The organism is Pseudomonas sp. B21-021, from assembly GCF_024749205.1.
Classification (GTDB): Bacteria; Pseudomonadota; Gammaproteobacteria; order Pseudomonadales; family Pseudomonadaceae; genus Aquipseudomonas; species Aquipseudomonas paraglycinae.
Window position 1 is genome coordinate 172103 of sequence record NZ_CP087192.1, and the last position, 25241, is coordinate 197343.

General features: G+C 62.9%; 18 protein-coding genes. 15 read left to right on the plus strand and 3 right to left on the minus strand.

Annotation, left to right across the window (positions count from 1 at the left end; translation table 11 throughout):
- Positions 1–285: 285 nt before the first annotated feature.
- The 8 genes from LOY31_RS00735 (at position 286) to LOY31_RS00770 (ending at position 9139) form a co-directional block, all read left to right on the plus strand.
- Positions 286–1182: a TauD/TfdA family dioxygenase gene (locus tag LOY31_RS00735; RefSeq protein WP_085608533.1), complete on the plus strand. Its 897-nt coding sequence runs from the start codon at positions 286–288 to the stop codon at positions 1180–1182.
- An 18-nt stretch (positions 1183–1200) separates the two neighbouring features.
- The gene (locus LOY31_RS00740; protein WP_007957722.1) at positions 1201–2226 is read left to right on the plus strand and encodes an ABC transporter substrate-binding protein; all 1026 of its coding nucleotides are present in this window, start codon (positions 1201–1203) and stop codon (positions 2224–2226) included.
- A gap of 5 nt (positions 2227–2231) precedes the next feature.
- The gene (locus tag LOY31_RS00745; protein ID WP_221535755.1) at positions 2232–3092 is read left to right on the plus strand and encodes an ABC transporter ATP-binding protein; all 861 of its coding nucleotides are present in this window, start codon (positions 2232–2234) and stop codon (positions 3090–3092) included.
- 20 nt (positions 3093–3112) lie between these two features.
- Entirely contained in the window at positions 3113–3979 is an 867-nt protein-coding gene (locus LOY31_RS00750) for an ABC transporter permease (RefSeq protein WP_085608535.1), read from the plus strand.
- A gap of 58 nt (positions 3980–4037) precedes the next feature.
- Positions 4038–4955, plus strand: a complete 918-nt coding sequence (locus LOY31_RS00755) for a LysR family transcriptional regulator (RefSeq protein ID WP_007957716.1) — start codon at positions 4038–4040, stop codon at positions 4953–4955.
- A gap of 102 nt (positions 4956–5057) precedes the next feature.
- Positions 5058–6593, plus strand: a complete 1536-nt coding sequence (locus tag LOY31_RS00760; RefSeq protein ID WP_258712708.1) for an MFS transporter — start codon at positions 5058–5060, stop codon at positions 6591–6593.
- Between the two features lie 18 nt (positions 6594–6611).
- Positions 6612–7682, plus strand: a complete 1071-nt coding sequence (locus tag LOY31_RS00765) for an HlyD family secretion protein (RefSeq protein ID WP_007957704.1) — start codon at positions 6612–6614, stop codon at positions 7680–7682.
- A complete protein-coding gene (locus LOY31_RS00770) occupies positions 7679–9139 on the plus strand; it encodes an efflux transporter outer membrane subunit (RefSeq protein ID WP_221535784.1) in 1461 nt (486 codons plus the stop codon). Before LOY31_RS00765 ends, LOY31_RS00770 begins: the two co-directional genes overlap by 4 nt.
- Here the strand turns inward: LOY31_RS00770 and LOY31_RS00775 are convergent.
- Positions 9120–9809, minus strand: coding sequence for an NYN domain-containing protein (locus tag LOY31_RS00775; RefSeq protein ID WP_221535785.1), 690 nt, complete (start codon positions 9807–9809; stop codon positions 9120–9122). The genes LOY31_RS00770 and LOY31_RS00775 overlap by 20 nt on opposite strands.
- Before the next feature lie 479 nt (positions 9810–10288).
- Here LOY31_RS00775 and LOY31_RS00780 point away from each other — a divergent pair, with 479 nt between their 5' ends.
- Genes LOY31_RS00780 through LOY31_RS00795 form a run of 4 tightly spaced genes read left to right on the plus strand, consistent with a single transcriptional unit; the run spans position 10289 to position 14981 of the window.
- Positions 10289–11068: an efflux RND transporter periplasmic adaptor subunit gene (locus LOY31_RS00780; protein WP_085608539.1), complete on the plus strand. Its 780-nt coding sequence runs from the start codon at positions 10289–10291 to the stop codon at positions 11066–11068.
- Positions 11065–12384, plus strand: coding sequence for an efflux RND transporter periplasmic adaptor subunit (locus LOY31_RS00785; protein ID WP_221535786.1), 1320 nt, complete (start codon positions 11065–11067; stop codon positions 12382–12384). The genes LOY31_RS00780 and LOY31_RS00785 overlap by 4 nt, the downstream gene beginning before the upstream one ends.
- Positions 12385–14481, plus strand: a complete 2097-nt coding sequence (locus tag LOY31_RS00790) for a biotin/lipoyl-binding protein (RefSeq protein WP_258712709.1) — start codon at positions 12385–12387, stop codon at positions 14479–14481. It begins immediately after the preceding gene.
- A gap of 11 nt (positions 14482–14492) precedes the next feature.
- The gene (locus tag LOY31_RS00795; RefSeq protein ID WP_408980460.1) at positions 14493–14981 is read left to right on the plus strand and encodes a GNAT family N-acetyltransferase; all 489 of its coding nucleotides are present in this window, start codon (positions 14493–14495) and stop codon (positions 14979–14981) included.
- Positions 14982–14990: 9 nt separating this feature from the next.
- Here the strand turns inward: LOY31_RS00795 and LOY31_RS00800 are convergent, their stop codons facing one another.
- The gene (locus LOY31_RS00800) at positions 14991–15302 is read right to left on the minus strand and encodes a DUF6916 family protein (RefSeq protein ID WP_221535789.1); all 312 of its coding nucleotides are present in this window, start codon (positions 15300–15302) and stop codon (positions 14991–14993) included.
- Positions 15303–15358: 56 nt separating this feature from the next.
- Positions 15359–15946 (minus strand): phage tail protein, encoded by a 588-nt coding sequence (locus LOY31_RS00805; RefSeq protein ID WP_085608544.1) that lies wholly within the window; start codon positions 15944–15946, stop codon positions 15359–15361.
- Between the two features lie 243 nt (positions 15947–16189).
- Between LOY31_RS00805 and LOY31_RS00810 the strand changes: the two genes are divergently transcribed.
- The 3 genes from LOY31_RS00810 to LOY31_RS00820 all read left to right on the plus strand — a co-directional run bounded on the left by LOY31_RS00810 (position 16190) and on the right by LOY31_RS00820 (position 25216).
- On the plus strand, positions 16190–17785 hold the full coding sequence (locus LOY31_RS00810) for a glycosyltransferase family 39 protein (protein WP_258712710.1): 1596 nt from the start codon (positions 16190–16192) through the stop codon (positions 17783–17785).
- A gap of 137 nt (positions 17786–17922) precedes the next feature.
- Positions 17923–18768, plus strand: a complete 846-nt coding sequence (locus LOY31_RS00815; protein WP_221535791.1) for a sulfotransferase — start codon at positions 17923–17925, stop codon at positions 18766–18768.
- A gap of 55 nt (positions 18769–18823) precedes the next feature.
- Positions 18824–25216 (plus strand): Ig-like domain-containing protein, encoded by a 6393-nt coding sequence (locus LOY31_RS00820; protein ID WP_258712711.1) that lies wholly within the window; start codon positions 18824–18826, stop codon positions 25214–25216.
- Positions 25217–25241 lie beyond the last annotated feature (25 nt).

The window sequence follows — 25241 nt, forward strand, 5'->3', positions numbered from 1 at the left end:
CTTCACGGACGCCTTCGCGGGACTCGCGGAGGCGTTCGTCGCACCAACACATTCCGTCCAGAAGTGACATAAATGGTCACTCACCATCCAGTCCATTCCTAAGCAATCGCCATATCGTTATTCGTTAACAGTATTTAAATTCCGCTTCTTATAGCTATAAAGTCAGCCTCCTGCGTACCTGCCGACCAATCGGCGCGCCGCACGACACGAACCAACACGCAATCCAGCGTGAGTTTCTGATCGACGCGCGCGCCCTTGAGCGCGCCGTGCGTGGGAGATTGATTGATGTCCGCAGCTACTGCTACCCCAAGCGCCGCGACTGTCGCGACGCAAACTTTCGAGATCCGCCCGTTCAGCGGTGCCGTCGGCGCCGAAATCATCGGCCTCGACCTGACCCGCCCGGTCAACGATGAAGACTTCGCCCGCATCCACCGCGCGCACCTCGATCACCACGTCGTGGTGTTCCGCGACCAGCGCATCACCCCGCAACAGCAGATCGATTTCAGCCGCCGCTTCGGCGTGTTGCAGATCCACGTGCTCAAGCAGTTCCTGCTGGCCAATCACCCGGAAATCCTCATCGTTTCCAACATCGTCGAGAACGGCCAGAACATCGGCCTCGGTGATGCCGGCAAGTTCTGGCACTCGGACCTTTCCTATAAAGAGCTGCCGAGCCTCGGCTCGATGCTGCACGCCCAGGAGCTGCCGTCCGAAGGCGGCGACACCCTGTTCGCCGACATGCACAAAGCCTGGGACAGCCTGCCCGACGCGCTGCGCAAAGCCGTCGAAGGCCGCTCGGCCGCGCATTCTTACACCGCGCGCTACAGCGAAACCAAATTCGAAGGCAACTGGCGCCCGACCCTGACCCCGGAGCAATTGGCTCAGGTCGCCGAAGTCGTGCACCCGGTGGTCCGTACCCATCCGGAAAACGGCCGCAAGGCGTTGTTCGTCAGTGAAGGCTTCACCACTCGCATCGTCGGCCTGCCGGAAGACGAGAGCAAACAACTGCTCGACGAGCTCTACGCCCACAGCGTGCTGCCGCAGAACATCTATCGCCATCAATGGCAGCCCCACGACATGGTGTTCTGGGACAACCGCTCGCTGATCCACCTTGCCGCCGGTTGCCCTGCGCACCTGCGCCGCAAGCTGTATCGCACCACCATCCAGGGCGACGCGCCTTTCTGATTTGCCGGAGATCCGATCATGTCCAAACGTCTTCCATTCGCACCGCTGGCGGCGGCCATCGGCCTCGGTTTCAGCCTGATCGCCGGCAGCCTGGTGGCGCCGACCGTGGCCCATGCCGAAGGTGAAATCCGTATCGCCGAACAGTTCGGTATTGTCTATTTATTGCTCAATGTGGTGCGCGATCAGGGACTGATCGAGAAGTACGGCAAGCAGGAAGGGCTCGACATCAAGGTGGACTGGACCCAGCTGTCTGGCGGCGCGGCAGTCAATGATGCGCTGCTCTCCGGTTCCATCGATATTGCCGGCGCCGGCGTCGGGCCGTTGCTGACCATCTGGGATCGCACCCATGGCAAGCAGAACGTCAAAGCCGTGGCCTCGCTCGGCAACTTCCCGTACTACCTCGTCAGCAATAATCCCAAGGTCAAAACCATCGCCGACTTCACCGAGAAGGACCGCATTGCGGTGCCGGCGGTAGGGGTGTCGGTGCAGTCGCGGTTCCTGCAATACGCGGCGGCCAAGCAGTGGGGCGACAAGGAATTCAATCGCCTCGACAAGTACACCATCGCCGTTCCGCACCCGGACGCCACTGCTGCGCTGATTGCCGGCGGCACCGAGCTGACCGGGCATTTCTCCAACCCGCCGTTCCAGGATCAGGCGCTGGAAAATCCGAACGTGCACGTGGTGCTCAACTCCTATGACGTGCTCGGCCCGAACTCGCCGACCGTGCTGTTCGCCACCGAGAAATTCCGCAACGAGAACCCGAAAACCTACAAGGCGTTCGTCGAAGCCCTGACCGAAGCCGCGCAATTTGCGCAGAACGATAAAGGCGCGGCGGCGGACACCTACATCCGCGTGACCAAGGCCAAGATCGACCGCGCCGCGTTGCTGAAAATCATCGACAACCCGCAGTTTGAATTCAGCGTCACGCCGAAAAACACCTACCCGCTCGCCGAATTCCTCTACCGCGTCGGCGCGATCAAGAACAAACCCGAATCGTGGAAGGACTACTTCTTCCAGGACGCCAAACCGTTGCAGGGGAGCTGATCGACATGAACGCCCCTTTGCAAGGCCACGCGGCCAGCAACCCGATCGCCACCGCGCAAGCGCTGTTGGCGGTCGACCAGGTCAGCCTCGAATACCGCACGCCGCAGCGCGTCGTGCGCGCCACCCACCAGGTCAGTTTTGAAGTCGATCAACAGGATCGCTTCGTGCTGCTCGGCCCGTCCGGCTGCGGTAAATCCACCTTGCTCAAAGCTGTCGCGGGGTTCATTGCGCCGTGTGAGGGCGAGATCCGTCTGCAGGGCCAGCGCGTCGACGCGCCGGGGCCGGACCGGATCGTGGTGTTTCAGGAGTTCGATCAGCTGCCACCGTGGAAAACCGTCAAACAGAACGTGATGTTTCCGCTGCTGGCCTCGCGCACTTTGAAGAAAAAGGAAGCCGAAGAGCGTGCGCTGCACTATCTGGAAAAGGTCGGTCTGGCGGCGTTCGCCGATGCCTATCCACACACCTTGTCCGGTGGCATGAAGGCGCGGGTGGCGATCGCCCGGGCGCTGGCGATGCAGCCGAAAATCCTGCTGATGGACGAGCCGTTCGCCGCGCTGGACGCCCTGACCCGGCGCAAGATGCAGGAGGAATTGCTGCTGCTCTGGGAGGAGGTGCGTTTCACCTTGCTGTTCGTCACCCACTCGATCGAAGAAGCGCTGGTGGTCGGCAATCGCATCCTGCTGTTGTCGCCGCACCCGGGCCGGGTGAGGGCGGAAGTGCACAGCCATCAGTACGATCTGCACAGCCTTGGCGGCGTGGCGTTTCAAGAGTCGGCACGGCGCATTCACCGTTTGCTGTTCGATGAAGGGCAGTCGCTGGAAACCGAGCGCGAGCACGATTTCAACGACATTCGCATCGCTTATTGAGCCACCCGGAGGATTGCCCGATGAGCCATTCATCATCCGTACGTCAAGAATTCGAAAATGATCTGCAACCGCTGACCAGCGTCCCGGTGGAGCGCGAGCTGCCGCTGGGCCAGCGCCTGTGGCAACAGGGCTGGCTGCGTAAAAGCGTGATTCTGATTTTGCTCGCTGTGCTCTGGGAAGTGGTGGCCCGGGTGCAGAACAACGATCTGCTGCTGCCGAGCTTTTTGCAAACCAGTCATGCGCTGTACGACGGCCTGCTCAGTGGCGAACTGCTGGGCAAGGTGTGGATCTCGCTGGTGGTGCTGCTCAAGGGTTATCTGATCGGCATCGTCCTGGCCTTCGCCCTGACCACGCTGGCGGTCTCGACCCAATTCGGCCGGGACTTGCTGAGTACGCTGACCTCGATGTTCAACCCGCTGCCGGCCATTGCGCTATTGCCGCTGGCATTGCTGTGGTTCGGGCTGGGACAGAACAGCCTGATTTTCGTGCTGGTGCATTCGGTGCTGTGGGCGCTGGCGCTGAACACGTATGCCGGATTTCTCGGCGTCTCGGAAACCTTGCGCATGGCCGGCCGGAACTACGGTTTGAAGGGCATGCGCTTCGTGCTGTTCATCCTGATTCCGGCGGCGCTGCCGTCGATCCTCGCCGGGCTGAAAATCGGCTGGGCCTTCGCCTGGCGCACCCTGATCGCCGCCGAACTGGTGTTCGGCGCCACCAGCGGCAAGGGTGGTTTGGGCTGGTACATCTTCCAGAACCGTAATGAGCTGTACACCGACAAGGTGTTTGCCGGTCTGGCGGTGGTGATCCTCATCGGTTTGCTGGTGGAGAACCTGGTGTTCGACACGCTGGAGCGGGTGACGGTGAAACGCTGGGGCATGCAGCGCTGATTTTCTGATCTGCTAGCATTGCGTGCGAATCAATCCTGATCGGTCACGAGTGCTCAGCATGCAACTCCCGGACATGAACCTGTTGGTCGCCCTCGACGCCTTGCTCGACGAGGGCAGTGTGGTCGGCGCCGCGCGGCGGATGAACCTCAGTTCGGCTGCCATGAGCCGCACGCTGACGCGGATTCGCGAAGCGATTGGCGATCCGATTCTGGTGCGCGCCGGTCGCGGTCTGGTGCCGACGCCCAAGGCGCTGGAGTTGCGCGAGCAGGTGCGCGATGTGGTCGAACAGGCGGCGTTGCTGTTCCGCTCGGCGGACGCCGTGGAATTGGGGACGTTGCGCCGGCGCTTCAGCATTCGCGCCAACGACTTCTTCGTTGGCGTGTACGGCGGCAAGCTGTTCGACACCCTCGATCAACTGGCGCCGCACTGTGAGTTGCGTTTCGTCCCCGAGGGCGACGGCGATGATGAAGCCCTGCGCGAAGGGCGGATCGACCTGAGTGTCAGCAACACCCGCCCGGTGACCCCGGAAGTCAAAATACAGAACCTGTTTTCCACCCACTTCGTCGGCCTGGTACGCGAGGATCACCCGCTGCTGGATGGCGAGATCACCGCCGAGCGCTATGCCGGGTTCTCCCACATCAGCATGTCCCGCCGGGGCATCGCCCGTGGGCCTATCGACACCGCTTTGAATGCCTTGGGGTTGGAGCGGCGAGTCGCGGTGATCGCGCCGAGTTTCCATGCGGCGATGTTCGCCCTGCCGGATTCCGACCTGATTCTGCCAGTACCCAAGGAAGCGTTGCTCAGCGTGCGGCGGCTGGGCTTGAAGCTGCGCTCGTTCGACCTGCCGATTCCGCTTCCGACCCTGATGCTGACCCAGGCCTGGCACCCGCGCTTCGACAAGGATCCGGCCCACCGCTGGCTGCGCGAAACCCTCAAGACCTGCTGCGACGAAACCTGGCTGGCGGCACAGCCCTGACGATTGCGTCTGATGCACTTATAAACTGCCGAGAAGTCAATTTTCGTCAGCACTAAGCCCTACTACTATGCTCCGGTATTTTTCCCTCCGGAGTTTGCCTGCATGACATCCCTGACGGTCACGGCGCCGATGGCCGCTGCCGCTCCGATGGCAGCCGCGCCACCGGTGTTCGGGGCGCGGATCATCATCGGTCTGGTCGGCGTGCTGCTGGCGGTGCTGGTGTCGGGTCTCAACGAGATGGTGACCAAGGTCGCCCTCGCCGACATTCGCGGCGCCCTGAGCATCGGCTACGACGAAGGCACCTGGCTGGTCGCCAGCTACACCGCGACCTCGGTGGCGGCCATGGCATTCGCGCCGTGGTGCTCGGTGACCTTTTCCCTGCGTCGTTTCACCCTGTGCGCCATCGGCGTGTTCACCCTGCTCGGGGTGCTCTGCCCGTTCGCCCCGAACTACGAAAGCCTGCTGCTGATGCGCATCCTGCAAGGCCTGGCCGGCGGTGCGTTGCCGCCGATGTTGATGACCGTTGCGCTGCGGTTTCTGCCGGCCAACATCAAGCTTTACGGTCTCGCCGGTTACGCCCTGACCGCCACCTTCGGCCCAGGTCTTGGTACGCCGCTGGCCGGGTTGTGGACCGAATACGTCGGCTGGCAGTGGACGTTCTGGCAAATCATCGTGCCGTGCCTGATCGCCATGGCCGCTGTCGCCTATGGCTTGCCGCAGGATCCGCTGCGTCTGGAACGCCTCAAAACATTTAACTGGAAAGGCCTGCTGCTGGGGTTTCCGGCGATCTGCATGCTGGTGATCGGTCTGTTGCAGGGCAATCGGCTGGACTGGTTCGAGTCGAACCTGATCTGCGCTTTGCTCGGTGCCGGTTCGCTGTTGCTGGTGGCGTTTCTGATCAATGAATGGTCGCAGCCGATTCCGTTTTTCAAGTTGCAGATGCTCGGCATTCGCAACCTGTCGTTCGCCCTGATGACCCTGGCCGGCGTGCTGGTGGTGCTGCTGGCAGTGGTGCTGATTCCGTCGAGTTACCTGGCTCAGGTGCAGGGTTACCGACCGGTACAGACCGCGCCGATCATGCTGATCGCGGCATTGCCGCAGTTGATCGCGCTGCCGCTGGTGGCGGCGTTGTGCAACTTGCGTTGGGTCGATTGCCGCTGGGTGCTCGGCATCGGTTTGAGCATGTTGACGCTTTCGTGCCTCGGCGGCTCGCAGCTGACCTCGGAATGGATTCGCGACGATTTCTACGTGCTGCAATGGCTGCAGATTTTCGGCCAGCCGATGGCGGTGCTGCCGTTGCTGATGCTGTCGACCGGCAGCATCCAGCCGCAGGACGGGCCGTTCGCTTCGGCGTGGTTCAACACCGTGAAAGGCCTGGCGGCGGTGGTCGCCACCGGCGTTATCGAAGCGCTGACCACTTCGCGCCTGCATTTTCACTCGACGATGCTGGTCGATCGCCTCGGCAACTCGCCGCTGGCCGCGAGCAACGACCCCGGCCTCGCCCATCGCCTGCACGAACAGGCGGTGGTGCTGACTTCTTCGGATCTTTATCTGTGCATGGCTGGCGTCGCGGTGGCGCTGATCCTGCTGATTTTCTGGCTGCCGACGCGGATCTTTCCGCCGCGCGCGCCGACCTGACTGAAATAGAAGGTTCTTATGACGACTCAAGCAAAGCAAAAACTCGCGGTGGCTGTGGCCGCTGCGCTGGCGGTCGGTGTGCTGGTGTATCTGGCGATGCCCGGCCTGTTCGGCAAGCGTACTCAGCAGAACACCAACGATGCGTTCGTCTCCGCCGATTTCACCCTGGTGGTGCCGCGTGTGGCCGGGTTTATCAAAGAGGTGTTGGTGGAAGACAACCAGCAGGTCAAGGCCGGGCAGTTGCTGGCGCTGATCGATGACCGCGACCTGCGCGCTGCTGCCGAGGCCGCCGACGCGCAAACCCTGGTTGCCCGCGCGCAGTTGCAGAACGCCAAGGCCACGCTGGAGCGCCAGACTTCGGTGATCGCTCAGGCGCAGGCTTCGGTGGTTTCGGCCAAGGCTGAAATGGCTTTCGCCCAGCAGGAATTGAACCGCTACAACCACTTGGCCGGCGTCGGTGCCGGCACCGTGCAGAACGCGCAACAGGCGCGGACCCGGATCGATCAGGCCTCTGCGCGGCTGGACACGGCCACCGCGAAACTGGCGGCGGAACGTAAACAGGTCGAGATTCTGACGGCGCAACGCGATGCCGCCGAGGGCAGTTTGAAACACGCTCAGGCTGCGCTGGAAATCGCCAGTTTCGAGCTGTCCTACACGCGCATCACCGCGCCCCAGGACGGCATGATCGGCGAGCGCGCGGTGCGGGTCGGCGCCTATGTGACACCGGGCAGCAAACTGCTGGCGGTGGTGCCGTTGAAGCAGGCCTATGTGGTCGCCAACTTCCAGGAAACCCAGCTCACCGACGTACAGCCGGGGCAGGACGTTATCGTGCGGGTCGACAGCCTCGGCGGCGAAGCCCTCACCGGCCGCGTCGAGAGTATTGCCCCGGCCACCGGCGTGACCTTCGCGGCGGTCAAACCGGATAACGCGACCGGCAACTTCACCAAAGTCGTGCAGCGGATTCCGGTGAAGGTTTTGCTGGATCCGGGCCAGCCATTGGCCGAACGCTTGCGGGTGGGCATGTCGGTGGAGGCGAGCATCGACACCGAAAGCTCGATGACGTCGGTGCGTGAGGTGACGCAGCGATGAAGCGCTTTCAGTCCATGACGGTTGTCCTGAGTCTGTCGGCGTTGGCGGCCTGCACCGTCGGCCCGGATTTCCAGAAACCCGAAGCCACCCAGATTGCCGAGTGGGCCAAACCGTCAAAAAGCGCCCCCAGCCAGGCCGTCAGCGAACCCTTGAACGAGCGCTGGTGGGAGGTCTTTAACGACACGCAGCTCTCGGCCCTGACCCAGCGCGCCTTGCGCAGCAACCTTGACCTGCAACTGGCCAGCAGCCGCCTGCAACAAAGCCGCGCCGCCCGTCAGGTGATCAGCGCCGACCGCTATCCGACGACCGCCGCCACCGGCAGCTACGCCCGCAAACGCAACAGTGGCGAAGGCCTGAACGACCCGTCCGGGCACAACGGCGATTCCGCGTTCAACCTGTGGGATGCCGGTTTCTCGGCCTCCTGGGAGCTGGACTTCTGGGGTCGCGTGCGCCGGGAAACCGAAGCCGCCGACGCCAACCTCGAAGTCGCGGAAAACGACCGTCGCGGCGTGCTGCTGGCGGTACTCGCGGACACCGCGCAGAACTACATCCAACTGCGCGGCGTGCAAAACACCCGCGCGGTCACCGAGCAGAACCTCGATGTGGCGCGGCACAGCCTGAAGCTTTCGCAACTGCGCCTCAACGATGGCGTAGCCACCGATCTCGACGTCGCCGAAGCGGCCGCGCAAGTGGCGGCCATCGAATCGCGGCTGCCGGCACTGGAGCAGCGTCAGGCGCAACTGATCAATGCCATCAGCCTGTTGATGGGCGAACCGCCGCAGGCGCTGGCGAAAGAGTTATCCACAGATGCGCCGGTGCCACAGTCGCCGCTGACCGTCGCCATCGGCCTGCCGTCGCAACTGGCCGAGCGCCGGCCGGATATCCGCCAGGCCGAAGCCCGATTGCATGCCGCCACCGCCAACATTGGCGTAGCGAAGGGCGATTTCTATCCGCGCATCACCCTGTCCGGCAATCTCGGCTCGCAAGCCATGCAGCTCAGTGATTTCGGCTCCTGGGGCTCACGCGCCTTCGGCATCGGCCCGCAATTCAGCCTGCCGCTGTTCGACGGCGGCCGCCTGCGCGGCGTGCTGCAACTGCGCGAAGCCCAGCAACAGGAAGCGGCCATCGGTTATCAACAGACCGTCCTGCGCGCCTGGCACGAAATCGACGACCAGTTGACCGCCTACAATGCCAGCCAGCGCCGCCGCGACAGCCTCGCTGAAGCCGTGCGCCAGAACCAGATCGCCCTGCGCACCGCGCAACAGCAATATGTCGAAGGCGTGGTCGACTTCGTCAACGTCCTCACCGTGCAAGGCGCACTGCTCGCCACCCAGGAACAATGGGTGGAAAGCTCCACCGGCGTTTCACTGGCGATGGTCGGGTTGTACCGGGCGTTGGGTGGGGGATGGGAGTCGGTGTATCCGGAGGGCGCTCTCGCTACCAGTAATCCGGTTTGATTGCTGGTTTTTTATGAGTTGCGACGCGATTTGGAAATTGGTGAAGCAACAATTCCTCAGTTGTGATGACGCGTCGTAACCAGTGAGAATGATCTTTCAGTGATCCGGGAGGTGGCCGGGTAGATCCTGCGCGATGGGGAAGGATGATCCCGAGAACCATGTCGGGAAAGTCGGCACGTATAGCTTTCAGCACGGGCGTCATGTCGGTATCGCTGGACACAAGAATAATTTGTTCGATGCGCTCGTGAATATCAAACATAGTCTGTCGGCTTGCTGTGCGGTACATGCTGATTGCGATATGAACGTCTGTCTCCTTCTCCTCAAGCTTCCAGATATCAACTTTGTCTTGGCGGGAAACATCAGTATTTTTGTCTATAAATCGGGGTGCTTTTGCGGGCTTAAGCTGATGGCGACCAAAATGCACCGTGATATTGGAGGCACGCAATGCTCTTACATAAGAATCTTGCGCCTCTTTGGAGACTCGGCCCCGAGTTGCAAGTTGGGGTTTGATTGGCGAAGTGAAGTAATCAATGGAGACAACCGCATTCCGTGGGTTTTCCACATGCGCGATATGTGTGAGCAGGCTTTTAAGATCCAGCCATTTATAGGGCGTACCAGCAAGCAGTCCATAGAAAATGTTGTAGCCATCAACAAAAAAAGCTGTGCGCACAAAAATAATTCCTCAGAAACGAAAAAACCGGCCTTGGCCGGTTTCTTCTTCCCCAACTGCCAGCGAACTGAATCGCTACGTACGGGGCTGAGTAAGGCAATCCTAGATTGAGTACATCATGTTGGTCAACCTTGGTCTGATCATCACCTCGCTCGTCTGGTGAGTTTCCAGCGCCGGCTCTTCAGTGTTGTTAATTTATCTCGGCAACGGTCAAGTCCTTTGGACGCTGCTGTATTAGCGATTGTTGCAATGTAGGCAGATGATTCGGTCAGTTCGTCGTAGCGTTCGCATTTCACCGAGAGATTGTTTCCTCTGCTTCTGTAGGAAAAATTCGTAGGCTTAAACTCTTGTACGAACGCGAGAGATGAGGGGAAAAGTACGGCATTTTTGAAACAATGTATTTCCAGACGTGATGGCCTTTCGCTTGACGCTAATCCCCGCTGTCGTAGACTCCGAGCATCCGTCAGGGAGTAACGGTTATGCGGCGTTTTCGTGGTTGGGTTGTCGGATTGACCTTTGTAACGTGTGCAGTTCAGGCTCAAACGCCCGCGCCAGACGATCCGCTGCTGGATAACGGCGGGGCGGCGAATGCGTCGGCCAGCAGTGAAGCGCGCGGTGTGTTGCGGGCGCGGGATCAGGCGACGCTGGCCAGCGAGTTGTCGGGGCGGATTGTCGAGTTGCCGTTCAGCGAGGGCGAGTCGTTCAAGAAGGGCGATACCCTGGCGCGGTTCGACTGTTCGGCTTATCAGGCCCAGTTGAATGCCGCGCAAGCGGCCAGCCGTGGCGCCGGTGAAGAGTTGGCGCACAACCGGCAACTGGCGGCGCTCAATTCCGTCGGGCGTTTCGAAGTGGCCCGGGCCGAGGCCAAGGTCAGCGAGACCCAGGCGCAATCTCAGGTTTATCAAGTCCAGGTCAAACGCTGCAGCGTGGTCGCGCCGTTCGACGGGCAAGTGGTCGAGCGTAAGGTGCAGCGTTATGAAAGCGTGCCGGCCGGTGCGCCGCTGCTCGATGTGGTCGACAACCGCACCCTGGAAATCCATCTGCTGGTGCCGTCGCGCTGGATGGCCAGGCTCAAGCCCGGTCAGTCGTTCAGCTTCGTGCCTGATGAAACCGGTCAGGCCATCGACGCCACGGTCAAACGTCTCGGTGCGCGGATCGATGAAGGCAGCCAGACCCTGTTGCTGGTCGCCACACTCCCCGAAGCCAAAGGCTTGCTCGCCGGCATGAGCGGCACCGCGCGTTTTCCGGAGCTTAAGTGAACGCCCCGGTGAGCGGCGCCGCCGAGCAAGTTTTCGCGCGGTTTCTCGATCTCGAACGGCAGACCCGCGCCGCCCATGATATTTCGCAACTGGCCTACAGCCTGGTCAATGACGGCCAGTCGTTGTTCGGTTTTCGCCATGCCGCGCTGCTGATCGCCGGCAAGGTGCAGGCGGTGACCGGGGTCAGCGCAGTGGAGCCGAATGCGCCGTTCGTGGCGTTCGTCGAGCAGGCCGTGGCGCAGTTGTTCAAGCAGGATGTGCTGAAACAGGCGCGGGTGATCACGCCGGAAATGGTCGGCGAATCGATCCAGGCCGACTGGCGCAGTCTATCGGCCATGCAAGTGTTCTGGTTGCCGTTGATTGATCGTCAGGGTCAGGTGTTCGGCGGTTTGTGGCTGGCCCGTGATCTGCCGTGGAACCCTTCTGAACAAGTGTTGCTGTCGCAGCTGGGCGACACCTACAGCCATGCCTGGCTGGCGCTGCAACCGCGCAAGCCATGGCGGCTGCGCTGGACCCGCAAACGCCAGGTGGCGCTGGTCGCCGTGTTGTTGCTCGGGCTGTTGATCCCGGTGCGCCAGTCGGTGCTGGCGCCTGCCGAAGTGGTGCCTCAGGGCGGGCGGGTTGTCGCCGCGCCGCTGGACGGAGTAATCGCAGAGTTTCTAGTCAAACCCAACCAGAGCGTGAAAACCGGTGATTTGTTGCTGCGCTTTGAAAGCACGACGCTGAAGGCTCAGGCCGATGTCGCCGAGCGTGCACTCGGAGTTGCCGAGGCGGAACTCAAAGCCAACTCCCAACGCTCGTTCGTTGACGCCGAATCCAGCTCCCGGGTCGATCTGCTGGCCGCCCGCGCCGAACAGAAACGCGCCGAACGCGACTACGCTCGCGAACTGCTCAACCGCAGCGAAGTGCGTGCCGAGCGCGACGGTATTGCGGTGTTCGCCGATGCTGAGCGCTGGACCGGCAAACCAGTGCAGACCGGCGAACGGCTAATGGAAATCGCCGACCCGAGCCAGGCCGAACTGCGTATCGAACTGGCCGTGGGCGACGCGATCTCGCTGGAACCGGGCGCTGAGGTTGCATTGTTTCTCGACAGCGATCCGCTGCAACGCCACCTCGCCAGCCTCGAACGTTCGGCCTACGAGGCGCAGCCCACCGCCGGCGGCCAATTGGCCTATCGACTGGACGCCAATTTCACCGACGCCCCGCCGCGCATCGGCCTGCGCGGCACCGCGAAAATTTTCGGTGACCGCGCGCCGTTGGCCTTGTACCTGCTGCGGCGTCCGCTCGCCGGGCTGCGCCAGAGCGTAGGCCTTTAAATGACCCTGCCGAGCCTGCGTGCCGACCTGCAATTGTCGCCCGCGGCGCCGGCATTGGACGGTTCGCCTCGCTGGACCCTGGCCGACCCGGTGCGCGGGCGCTACTTCAAACTCGGCGCGGCAGCGATGCGCCTGTTGCGCCACTGGTCGCTGGGCGATCCCGAACAAGTACTGCGGGCCGCCAATCGTGAACCGGGTTTACCTCTGGACGGCAACGAGCTGGCGCAACTGCTGGAGTTCCTGCGCGGTCACGATCTGATCAGCGCCCTTGATGAGCAACAGCGTGCCAGTTATCGGCTCAAGGCCCTCGTGCAACGCCAGAGCCTGTGGAAAATCCTGCTGCATCAATACCTGTTCTTCCGCATTCCCCTGTGGCGGCCGGACGCTTTTCTCAACCGTGCCTGGCCGTGGCTGGAACGCTTCGGTCCGAAGGTTTTGCGCTACGGTCTGCCGGCGACGCTGGCGCTCGGGGTGTTTCTGGTGTCGCGGGACTGGCAGCGGTTCGTCGGCACTTTTCCGCACCTGTTTAGCCTCGGCGGCGCGATCGCGTTCGGCATCTCGCTGTTTTTCGCCAAGCTCTGTCACGAGTTCGGTCATGCATTCATGGCCAAGCGCGCCGGGTGTCGGGTGCAGAGCATGGGCGTGGCGTTCATGGTCTTGCTGCCGATGTTCTACACCGATGTCAGCGATGCCTGGCGGGTCAATGATCGACGTGCGCGACTGTTGATCGGTGCCGGTGGGGTGCTGGCGGAATTGCTGCTGGCGAGCGTCGCGCTGCTGGTGTGGTCGTTCCTGCCGGACGGGCCCGGTCGCACGGCGGCGTTCATGCTCGCCAGCGCGACGTGGATCACCACGCTGGTGGTCAATCTCAACCCGTTCATGCGTTTTGATGGGTACTTTCTGCTCAGCGACTTATGGGAAGTCGACAATTTGCAGGGCCGGGCCTTTGCCCTGTGTCGCTGGCGGCTGCGGGAATTTCTGTTCGGCTATGGCGCTCCGGCGCCGGAGCCTTGGTCGCCGAAGATGCAACGGCGTTTGCTGATCTGGGGGTATGGCTCGTGGTTATGGCGTGCGGCGTTGTTTTTCGGGATCGCGCTGGCGGTCTATCACCTGTTCTTCAAGGTGTTGGGGATCTTCCTGATGCTGGTGGAATTGGTGTGGTTCATCTTTCTGCCGATCATGAGTGAGTGGCGCCAGTGGTGGAGCCGCCGCGAACAGGCTCACGGCCCCCGGGTGTTGCTCAGCAGCCTGGCGGTACTTGGCCTGTTGCTGGTGCTGATCGTGCCGTGGCGCAGCTCGGTCGAGTTGCCGACGATGCTCGAGGGCGGTCGCGCCAGTGCCTTGCACGCACCGACGGCGGCGCGGGTCAAAGCCGTGAAGGTGGAGGATGGTCAGACCGTTGCTCAGGGCGACGTGCTGATCGAACTGGAATCGCCTGATCTCGATTCGCGGCAGGCCATCGTCCGCCGGGAAATCCGCATCCAGCAATTGCTGATGCGCCGCCAGGCTGGTCGCAGTGAAACCGCTGCCGACGCCGGCATCGTCGAACAGCGTCTCGCCGAAGCAGTGGCGGAATATCGCGGCCTGACCGCCCAACGCGAGCGCCTGCTGTTACGTGCGCCCCACGCCGGCACCGTGCGTGACCTGCTGCCGAACCTGACGCCGGGCCGCTGGCTGTCGAGCAAGGATGCGCTGGCGCGGGTGGTCGAGGACGGCACGCGACTGCGCGGTTACTTGGCCGAAGCCGAACTGTGGCGGGTCAAGCCCGGTGCCACTGGGCGGTTTATCGCCGACGACCCGATGCATACCGCTATCGCGGTGCAACTCAATGAAATCGACACCAACGGTGTGGCCTATGTCGATCAGGAGGCGCTGACTTCCGATCACCACGGGCCGATTGCCGTGCGCCGCGATCAGCAGCAACGGGCGGAACCGGTGCAGGCGCAATACGGCGTACGTTTGACTACGCTGGATCAGGCACCGACCCCGGTGCAGCCGCTGCGCGGCGTGGTGGTGTTGCAGGGCAGCGGCGAATCGGTGCTCGGCGTGGCCTGGCGCCGGATGGCGGCGCTGGGGGTCAGGGAAAGCGGTTTCTAGGGAGCATGAAGATGACGGACAACCTGGCGGCGGACGGATTGGTGGTGCGGCCTTCGCGGGCGACTGACGGACCCTTTCTGCAGAGCCTGTATCAATCGGCGCGGCCGGATCTGCAATGGATCGACGGCGAGCAGGAACAGGTGCAGCAAATCGTTGCCCAGCAGTTTCAGGTGCAGGAGCAGGGCATGGGTGAAAACCATCCGAATGCCATGCACTACATCGTGGAAAAACTCGGCACGGCCATCGGCGCACTCAGCACCGATTTCGGCGTCAATGAAATCCGCGTGTTGTACCTCGCGTTCATTCCACAGGCGCGGGGCAAAGGTTACGGACGAACCGTGCTGCAAGGCGTGCAAAAAGCCGCGCAGCAAGTGCGCTGCCCGGTGGCGACGGTGGTCTGGGCCAACAACCCTCATGCGCGCCAGCATTACCTGGCGCTGGGGTTTGCCGTGGAGGAGTGCAATCCGGCGGCGGAGCGGTTGGTGTGGTACCCGCAGTGAGGCGGGATGTCAGTTGAAGGAAATGCAGAAATAACCCAGTTGCGGATCCCGCCCCATCGCCGGCACCCGCGACACGAAAATGTCCTCCACCCGGCCGAGTTCCGGCAGCTCCAGCGCGCATAAACCGTCGACGAACTCGGTCGGCACCAGGCTGTTGAATTCGAGGCAGAAGGGCATGCGTTCGCTGTAGCGGGTTTTCGCCGCGGGGACCTCATCCAGGTGTTCGATCCGGATCGGCAATGCCGTGCCATCGGGCAGGTGCAGCGTGCGTTGCTGTCCGAGCAACGGCTGGACGTGTTGAATCTGAACCGCTTGCAGCATGGTTTGACTCCAGTGAAAAAAGAACGGCCGGGGGCGGTGAAGCCCCCGGCGTTTGCTCAGTTGCGCGACGGGAACAGGCCGTTCAGGGCAACGCTGAAGTTGAGGACCAGGGCCGGGTTCAAGACTTGCAGTGGCTGACTGCCGCCGGTGGAGGAAATGTCCCCGGTGACGGTGGTGGTCACACCCTTGAGTGGCACCGGTGTGGCGCCTTGGGCGTCGGAGTAAATGTTCGCCGAACCCGGGCCGCCGCCGGACGCGCCGAGGTACGAGTTGGTGGCGGTCGGCACGGTCGCCGGATTGCTGGCGGGTACTGCCAGGGACAAGGCCGTGTTGGCGGTGAGGCCGGTCATCGCGTGAGTGTGGTTGGGCATGTTGGCGATGGTGGCGGTGACGCTTTCGGTGCCGTACACCTGACCGATGACGCGCGGCGTCAGGCCCAGTCCGGTGCCTTGTGCGACGGGCACGCGACCTTGCAGGTTGGGCAGTTGAAAGTTGGTCGTGCCATTGCCGCCGTAGTAAGTGCCGAGCAAGGCGAACAGCGCCTGGTATTGCGAGATGCCCAGGATTTGCCCGTTGCACAAGGCCCAGCCACTCGGGGCGAAGTTGAAGGCGAACGGTTGAATCGTACCCATAAAGACTTCCATGGTTCCTCATCCTTCTGTTGTGTGGTCGGCGCGCCGCGCGGTCGCCCTTGTTGTCGGGCCGGTCGAAACGTTTTTGCTGACTCCTTCCTTTTGCGCGGGCAGGTCACGCCAAGCCGTAGCGTAGACCCGGATCGACGGACTTGCCGGACGTCGTCACGGCCGCGCGTCGACTTCGGCGCTGGCCTACAGTGTTCGCAGTCAATGACGCAAATCGAGTTCGCAAAAAACGCTGAGGGGAGGTTGATGGAGGTCCTTCGCGAGACGCCGCTGGGGGATACCCAGGATCCGTTCGCTGCACCGAATGCCGGTGTCCGGCGCCTGTTGCGCTGGGCGCGCGAGCATTGGCTGATACCGATCCTGTTGCTGGCTACGGTGGTGCGTTTTTATGACCTGACCGCTGCCGCGATCTGGGGCGATGAAGGTTCGAGCCTGCTGCTGGCGCGCTATTCGCTGGGCGGAATCTGGGAGCACGCCGCGTTCGACGTGCACCCGCCGCTGTACTTCATGCTGCTGCACGGCTGGATCGGCGTGTTCGGCGACGGCCTGCTGGCCATCCGCAGTTTCAGTGCACTGGCCGGTATCGCCACGGTCGGGCTCGGCGTGAGCCTGGTCGACCGGCTGGCCACCCGCCGCGCTGCGATCATCGCCGGGGTGTTGCTGGCGCTGTTACCGACGGCGGTGCGCTACAGCCAGGAAGTGCGCATGTATGCGTTGCTTGGCTTGCTACTGATTGGCGCGACGCTGGTGCTGGTCAAGTGGATCCGGCGCCCGCAGCGTCACCGCTATCTGCTGATCTACGCGCTGCTGATGACGGCGGCGTTGTACACCCACTATTTCGCCGTGCTGGCGGCGCTGAGCCATTGGCTGTATCTGGGGCTGATCCGCCTGTTGCCGGGTTATCGCCTGAAGCATCTCCAGCGCAAGGACTGGTGGCTGGCCAATCTGGCCATTGTCGTGCTCTACCTGCCGTGGCTGCCGAACCTGCTTGACCTGCTGCAACACATGGACGCGCTCAAGGCCGGCGGCGATGTGGGCTGGGAAGATCCGGTGACCCTGTCTTCGCTGCCGTCGATGATCTGGCTCTGGCTGATCCAGGATGAGGGCGAGCAGTTGCCGTTGCTGCTGTTCGACGGTGTGCCGCTGGCCTTGCTGGTGCTGGCGGCTGTCGCCGTCGCCCGGGATCGCAGCGTGAACCATGGCAGCGTCCTGCTGGCGCTCTACACCGGCGTGCCGTTGTTGCTGGTGTTCGCCGTGTCCTTCGTCACGCCGGTGTTCATCGAGCGTTACCTGACTGCCTACGCGCTGGGGCTGCCGATGCTGGCGGCGCTGGCCATCGACCGGCTCTACAGCAGCGTCCGCGTGCTGGCGATGGCGGTGCTGCTGTCGCTGGTCGGGGTCGAGATGATCGGGTTGAACAACAACGCCATGGTCGACCGCAACGACCAGTTCAACGTCATGGTCGATTACGTCAACCGCCACTTCACGAGCGGCGACCGGATCGTTACCAGCGACATGCTCTGGTACCTCAGTTACGTCTATTACAACCGTACAGACGCTCAAGTCCGGCTGTTTACGCCGCCCACCGTCGAGGGGCGCTCGACCCGCCCGAACCACTACGGCTTCGGCACGCTGGTGTCCGATGAGGTTTACCTCGATCGGTTGGGAGACCTGCCGAAGGACAGTGCCCGGGTCTGGTTGATCGGTGATCTGGACATGGAAGTACCCGATCCATTTCTGCCCTTGCCTGCGACCTGGCAACTGCGGGATCAGGTGCACGCGGGCGGGGCGAAAGCGCGACTTTTCTCGTTGCAGGCGCCCAATGGATCGGGAGAAAACTGACTTAAACGCTTCACCATTTTATTCGCGATAAAAGCTAAGTTTTTAAGTCCGTTTTGCTCTTTTCTGATATCAAAACACTACTAGTCGAATGGGTATTGTTGGATTACGCTCATCAGACAAAAGGACTTACAAATACGGTGAAGGGATTGCAGCAGTTCCACTTTATCTCCGGCTTGCCGCGCTCAGGTTCTACCCTCCTTTCTGCAATCCTCCTGCAGAACCCGCGTTTTCATGCCGGCATGACCAGTCCGGTCGGCGCGCTGTTCTCCGGGGTCCTTGAACAGTGCAGCGCCGGCAGCGAATTCGGCGCGGTGATCGACACCGACATGCGCCGCCGCCTGTTGCGCGGCCTGTTCGATTCCTACTACGCCGACAAGGCCGACAAACCGGTGGTATTCGACACCAACCGCCAGTGGTCTGCGCGACTGCCGGCCATCAACGACCTGTTCCCTCAAGCCAAGGTCATCGCCTGTGTGCGCAACGTCGCCTGGGTGATGGACAGCCTGGAGCGGCTGTACCGCGCCAATCCTTTCGAAAACACCAAGCTGTTCGGCGATGCGGTCGAGCGCAACACCGTCTACAGCCGCTGCGAAACCCTGGCCCAGCGCAACCGTCTGGTGGGTTTTGCCTGGGCGGCGCTCAAGGAAGCCTATTACGGCGAGCACGCCGATTCGCTGCTGATCGTCGATTACGACCTGCTGACCCAGGCCCCGGAGCGGGTGCTGCGGCTGGTCTACAACTTCATCGGTGAACCCTGGTTCGAGCACGATTTCGAGCACCTGGCCTACGACGCGCCGGAGTTCGACCAGGCCCTGGGCGTGGCCGGCCTGCACAAGGTCAAACCCAAGGTCGCCCTTGAGTCGCGGCGCACGATCCTGCCGCCGGACCTGTTCAAGCAATACGCCGATTTGTCCTTCTGGCTCGATGGCTCAGCCAGCGCTGCCAATGTCATTCGTATGAAGTCCGACGCCGCGATCAGCTGATCGCGGCGTTTTTCATTGATGCGTCAACAACTGTGTTCGAGTCCGGGTGAGCAACATGTGGTGGAGCAAGCAGAAGTCGCGGGTTACCGAAGGCCAACGGACGCTGGCGGCGCCCATGATCATGTCGCTGGAACCGCGCATGCTGTTCGACGGCGCCGTCGCGGCCACCGTGGCCGACACCGCCGCCCAGGCTGACAGCCATGCCGCCGATGCCGCGAAAGCGCCGGCCGCCGACCACCCGAGCGCCAGCAAGGACACCCACGGCCAGGCCGATGCCACGCCCGCCGCCAGCCCGGTCGCGGTGCCGGGGCAGAGCGTGGTGTTCGTCGATTCCCGGGTCAAGGATGCCGACAGCCTGCTCAAGGGCGTGGCCCCCGGCACGCAAGTGGTCAAGCTCGATGCCGGCAAGGACGGCTTGCAGCAGATCGCCGATTACCTCGACCAGCATCAGGGCGTGAGTTCGGTGCAGATCATCGCCCACGGCAACGCCGGTGACCTGTGGCTGGGCAACAGTTACCTGTCGGCCGACAACGTCGCCCAGCGCAGCGCGATCCTGGCGGAAATCGGCAAGGACATGAACGTCGGCGGCGACATCCTGATCTACGGCTGCTACACCGCCGAAGGCGATCGTGGCCTGAGCTTCGTCGACTCGTTGGCGCAATTGACCGGCCGCGATGTGGCCGCCTCGAACAACCGCACCGGCGTGGGCGGCGACTGGGCTCTGGAGATCGCCACCGGCAACATCGAAAGCGCCAACGTGCTGTCGACCCGGGCGATGAGCGAATACCAGTGGGGCCTGGCCACCTGGACCGCCACCAACAATGCCAACACCGGGGTCGGCTCGCTGCGCGCAGCGCTGGCGTCGGCGCAGAACGGCGACATCGTAACCTTCAGCAGCGGCATGACGGTGCAGCTCACCTCGGAATTGCTGATCAACAAGAACGTTACCGTGGATGGCGACCTGAACAACGACGGTGTCGCCGACGTCACGCTCGATGGCCAATACCGGACCCGAGTGGTGGAAATTACCTCCGGCAGCACGGTGACCCTGGATGGTCTGGTCATCACCCGGGGCCTGGTCTCGGGCAACGGTGGCAATGGCGGCTATGGCGCAACCGGCGCCATGGGCGGCGGGATTTTCAACGCCGGCATCCTGACCCTGAACAACGTTTCGGTCACCGGCAACGCGGCGGCCGGCGGTGGTGGTGGCGGTGGTGTCACCGGTGCGTTTTACGGCGGTGGTGGCGGCGGTGGCGGTGGTCTTGGCGGTCAGAGCGGCGGTCATGGCGGCACGGCCGGGCCGGGCACCGGTACGCTGGGCGGCCAGGCCGGCAGCGGCGGTGTCGGCGGTTACGGCGGTGGCTACGACGCGACGCACATGGGCGGGCGCGGCGGCTCGACCACGGGCGGCGCGGGCGGTGTGGGCGTGTCCTATTACAGCAACGGCGGCAATGGCGGCACGGCCAGCAACGGCACGATTTCCATCGGTGGCGGCGGTGGCGGCGCTGGCTGGGACAAGGTCGGCGGTGCAGGCGGCAATGCCGCCGGCGGCATTTACAACGCTTCCACCGGCACGCTGAAAATCGTCGGCACCTCGGTCATCAGCAACAACATCGGCGCGGGCGGCGGTGGCGGTGGCGGCAGTGGCCAGGGCAGCAACAACCTGAACGGCGGCGACGGCGGACGAGGTGTCGGCGCGATCTGGAACCAGGGCGGCACGGTACTGATCACCGCTGCCAACTTCAGCGCCATCAGCGGCAACGCGGCCGGCAGCGGTTCCGGCGGCGCAGAACTGGGCGGCGGTGTGACGGGCTCTGTCCCGCTGGCCTTCGCGGCGATCTACAACAACGGCGGCACACTCAACACCGCCTATGTGGAACCACCGACCGCGACCATCGTGATGGCCGACACGGCCCTGAAAATCGGCGAAACCTCGCTGGTCACCATCACCTTCAGCCGGGCAGTCACCGGGTTTACCAACGCCGACCTGACCATCGCCAACGGCACGCTGACATCGGTCAGCAGCAGCGACGGCGGCCTGACCTGGACCGCGACTTTCACGCCGACCAACAACATTACCGACAGCACCAACCTGATCACCCTCGACAACACCGGTGTGACCGCCATCAGCGATGGCGTGGCGGGCGTCGGCACGACCAGCTCGGTCAATTACGCGATCGACACCGCACGGCCGACCGTGACTATCGTGATGTCCGACACGGCGTTGAAGATCGGCGATACCTCGCTGGTGACCTTTACTTTCAGCGAGGCGGTGACCGGCTTCACCAACGCCGACCTGACCATCGCCAACGGCACGCTGAGCGCCGTGAGCAGCAGCGACGGCGGCATCACCTGGACCGGAACGTTCACCCCGACGGCCAGCATCACGGACACCACCAACCTGATCTCCCTGGACAAGACCGGTATCGCTGACCTTGCCGGCAACGCCGGCAGCGGCACCACCGATTCGGCCAATTATGTGATCGATACCGTGCGCCCGACCGCGACCATTGTTGTGGCCGACACCAATCTGGCAGTGGGTGAAACGTCGCTGGTGACCATCACCTTCAGCGAAGCGGTCAGCGGCTTCACCACCGCCGACATGACAGTGGCCAACGGCACCCTGACCGGCCTGAGCAGCAGCGACGGCGGCATCACCTGGACCGCCACGCTGACGCCGACCACCAACATTACCGACACCACCAACCTGGTCACCCTGGATAACACCGGGGTCGTCGATCTGGCCGGCAACGCCGGCAGTGGCACCACCAATTCCAACAATTACGCGATCGACACCGCGCGTCCGACCGCGACCATCGTGGTGGCCGACAACGCCCTGAAAATTGGCGAAACCTCACTGGTGACCATCACCTTCAGCGAAGCGATCACCGGTTTCACCAACGCCGACCTGACCATTGCCAACGGCACGCTGACTGCCGTGAGCAGCAGCGACGGCGGCATTACCTGGACGGCGACGTTCACGCCGACCGCCAGCATCACCGACGCGACCAACCTGATCACGCTGAACAACACCGGCATCGCGGATCTGACCGGCAACGCCGGCAGCGGCACAACCGACTCCAACAATTACGCCATCGATACCGTGCGCCCGACCGCGACCATCGTGGTGGCCGACAACAACCTGCGGATCGGTGAAACCTCGCTGGTGACTATCACCTTCAGTGAGGCGATCAGCGGTTTCACCAACGCCGACCTGACGGTCGCCAACGGCACGTTGAGCGCGGTCAGCAGCAGCGACGGCGGCATCACCTGGACCGCGACGTTCACCCCGAGCGCCAGCATCACTGACACCACCAACCTGATCACCCTGGACAACACCGGCATCGTCGACCTGTCGGGCAACGCCGGAAGCGGTACTACCGATTCCAACAATTATGCGATCGATACGGTGCGGCCAACCGCGACCATCGTGGTCGCCGACAGCAACCTCACTGCCGGCGAAACCTCGCTGGTGACTATTACCTTCAGCGAAGCGGTCAGCGGCTTCACCAACGCCGACCTGATCATTGCCAACGGTACGCTGACCGCCGTGAGCAGCAGTGACGGCGGCATAACCTGGACGGCAACGTTCACGCCGAACCTGGGCGTCAACGACGCGACCAACCTGATCGTGCTGGCCAATACCGGCATCGCCGACCTTTCGGGCAACGCCGGCAGCGGCACGACCAACTCCAACAACTACACCATCGACACCGTGGTGCCGACCGCGACCATCATCATTGCCGACAACGCGCTGAAAATCGGCGAAACCTCGCTGGTGACCATCACCTTCAGCGAGGCGGTGACCGGTTTCACCAACGCCGACCTGACGATTGCCAACGGCACGCTCAGCGCGGTGAGCAGCAGTGATGGCGGCATTACCTGGACGGCCACCTTCACGCCGACCACCAACATCACCGACGCCACCAACCTGATCACGCTGGACAACTCCGGCGTGCAGAACCTGTCGGGTAATGCCGGCAGCGGCACCACCGATTCGAACAATTATTCGATCGATACCGTGCGTCCGACCGCCACCATCGTGGTCGCCGACACGGCGCTCGGCGTCGGCCAGACCAGCCTGGTGACCATTACCTTCAGCGAAGCGGTGACCGGTTTCACCAATGCCGACCTGACCATCGCCAACGGTACGCTGAGCGCGGTGAGCAGCAGCGACGGCGGCATCACCTGGACCGCGACGTTCACGCCGGCGGCGGGCATCACCGACACCACCAACCTGATCACCCTGGACAACACCGGCATCTCCGATCTGGCGGGAAACGCTGGCAGCGGCACCACCGATTCCAACAACTACGCGGTCGACAGTCAGCGTCCGACGGCGACCATCGTCATGACCGACAGCGACCTGCGGCCCGGCGAAACCGCGCTGGTGACCATCACCTTCAGCGAGGCGGTCACCGGTTTCGACAACTCCGACCTGAGCGTTGCCAACGGCACCCTGAGCAACGTTTCGTCGAGCGACGGCGGCATCACCTGGACGGCCACCTTCACGCCGAACATCGGCGTTACCGATCTGACCAACCTGATCGTCCTGAACAACACCGGCATCACCGACCTGGCCGGTAACACCGGCACTGGCACCACCAACTCGGCCAATTACCAAGTGCAGACCCAAGTGCCGACTGCCACCATTGTGGTTGCCGACACTGCGCTCAAGGCCGGGGAAACTTCGCTGGTGACCATCACTTTCAGCGAAGCGGTCAGCGGGTTCGACAACAGCGACCTGACCATCGCCAACGGCACGTTGAGCAACGTCAGCAGCAGCGACGGCGGCATCACCTGGACCGCGACCTTCACGCCGACCAACAACATCACCGACAGCAGCAACCTGATCACCCTGAACAACGCCGGGGTGGCCAACCTGTCGGGCAACAGTGGCGTCGGCAACACCGATTCCAACAACTTCGCGATCGACACCGCGCTGCCGACCGCCACCATCGTGGTCGCCGACAATCGGCTGGGCATCGGTGAAACTACCACCGTAACCATCACCTTCAGCGAAGCAGTGAGCGGGTTCGATCTGTCGGACATCAGCGTCGCTAACGGTTCGCTGTCGAACCTGACCAGCAGCGACGGCGGCGTGACCTGGACCGCGACCTTCACGCCGACAGCCAACGTCAACGACCCGACCAACCTGATCCTGATCGACACCGCCGGTGTTCAGGATCTGGCCGGCAACCTCGGGGCGAGCATCGCCATCTCCAACAACTACATCCTCGATGCGACCCGGCCGACGGTAAACATCGTGGTCGCCAATCCGAATCTGGGCATCGGCCAGAGCACCACGGTGACCTTCACGTTCAGCGAGGCGGTGAGCAATTTCGACTTGTCCGACCTGAGCGTGACCAACGGCGACCTGAGCAACCTGACCAGCAGCGATGGCGGCAAGACCTGGACCGCGACCTTCACGCCGACCGCGAATGTCACTGACCCGAGCAACTTCATTGCGCTGGACACCAGCAACGTCACCGACCTTGCGGGCAATGCCGGCAGCACGGTGGCGGTGTCGAACAACTACGCCCTCGACAGCGAGCGGCCGACCGCCACGGTGGTGATCGCCAATCCGAACCTGGGCGTCGGCCAGACTTCGCAGGTGACCATCACCTTCAATGAAGCGGTGAGCGGTTTCGACCTGTCGGACCTCAGCGTAGCCAACGGCACCTTGTCCAACCTGAGCAGCAGCGACGGTGGCAAGACCTGGACGGCGACCCTGACGCCGAACGCCAACGTCAACAGCGCCAGCAATGCGATCAGCCTCAACACGGCCGGGGTCAGCGACCTGTCGGGCAACAGTGGCAGCAGTGTCAGCAGCTCCGCCAATTACGTGATCAACACGGTGCCGGTGGTGCCTGTGCCTCCTGTGATACCGACTTCTCCGCTGATCGTCGTGACGCCGGATCCGGAATTCCGCAGCAGCGATCCGGTCGCGCCGCCACCACCGCCGAACGTTCCGCTGCAACCGATCGTCTTCACGCCGCCCACCGGCGACCTCGGTTCGCCGCTGACTTTCGCGCCGTTGTTCGAGCAGCGGGTGATCGGCAACGGCATCCGTCCGCTGGGGGATATTTTCATCAATCGCGGTGCGCTGAGCCCGAGCTTCATTGCCCAGGTCTTCAGCAGCAGCGACAACCTGGGTGACGGTTCCGGTCATGGCTTCCTCGGATTCGGCGGCGGCGATGGCGGGGTGTTCGGCAGCAGCACGCTGTCGAGCCTGTTCAATCAGGACAGCAGCACCGAGCGCGATTCGCTGAATGCCTTCGGCAGCCAGTCGATCAAGGGCGGCGATATTTCCCAAGGCCTGCGCGGTGTGTTCGGCGCGCCGACCCTTGGCCAGCAACTGCAACAGATCAAGGACAGCGAGCAGCACCGGGTCGACAACCTGGCGGCGGCGCTGCAACAGGTCGGCATCAGCGAAATGCCGGCCTGACCAACATTACAACTCAATATATGCG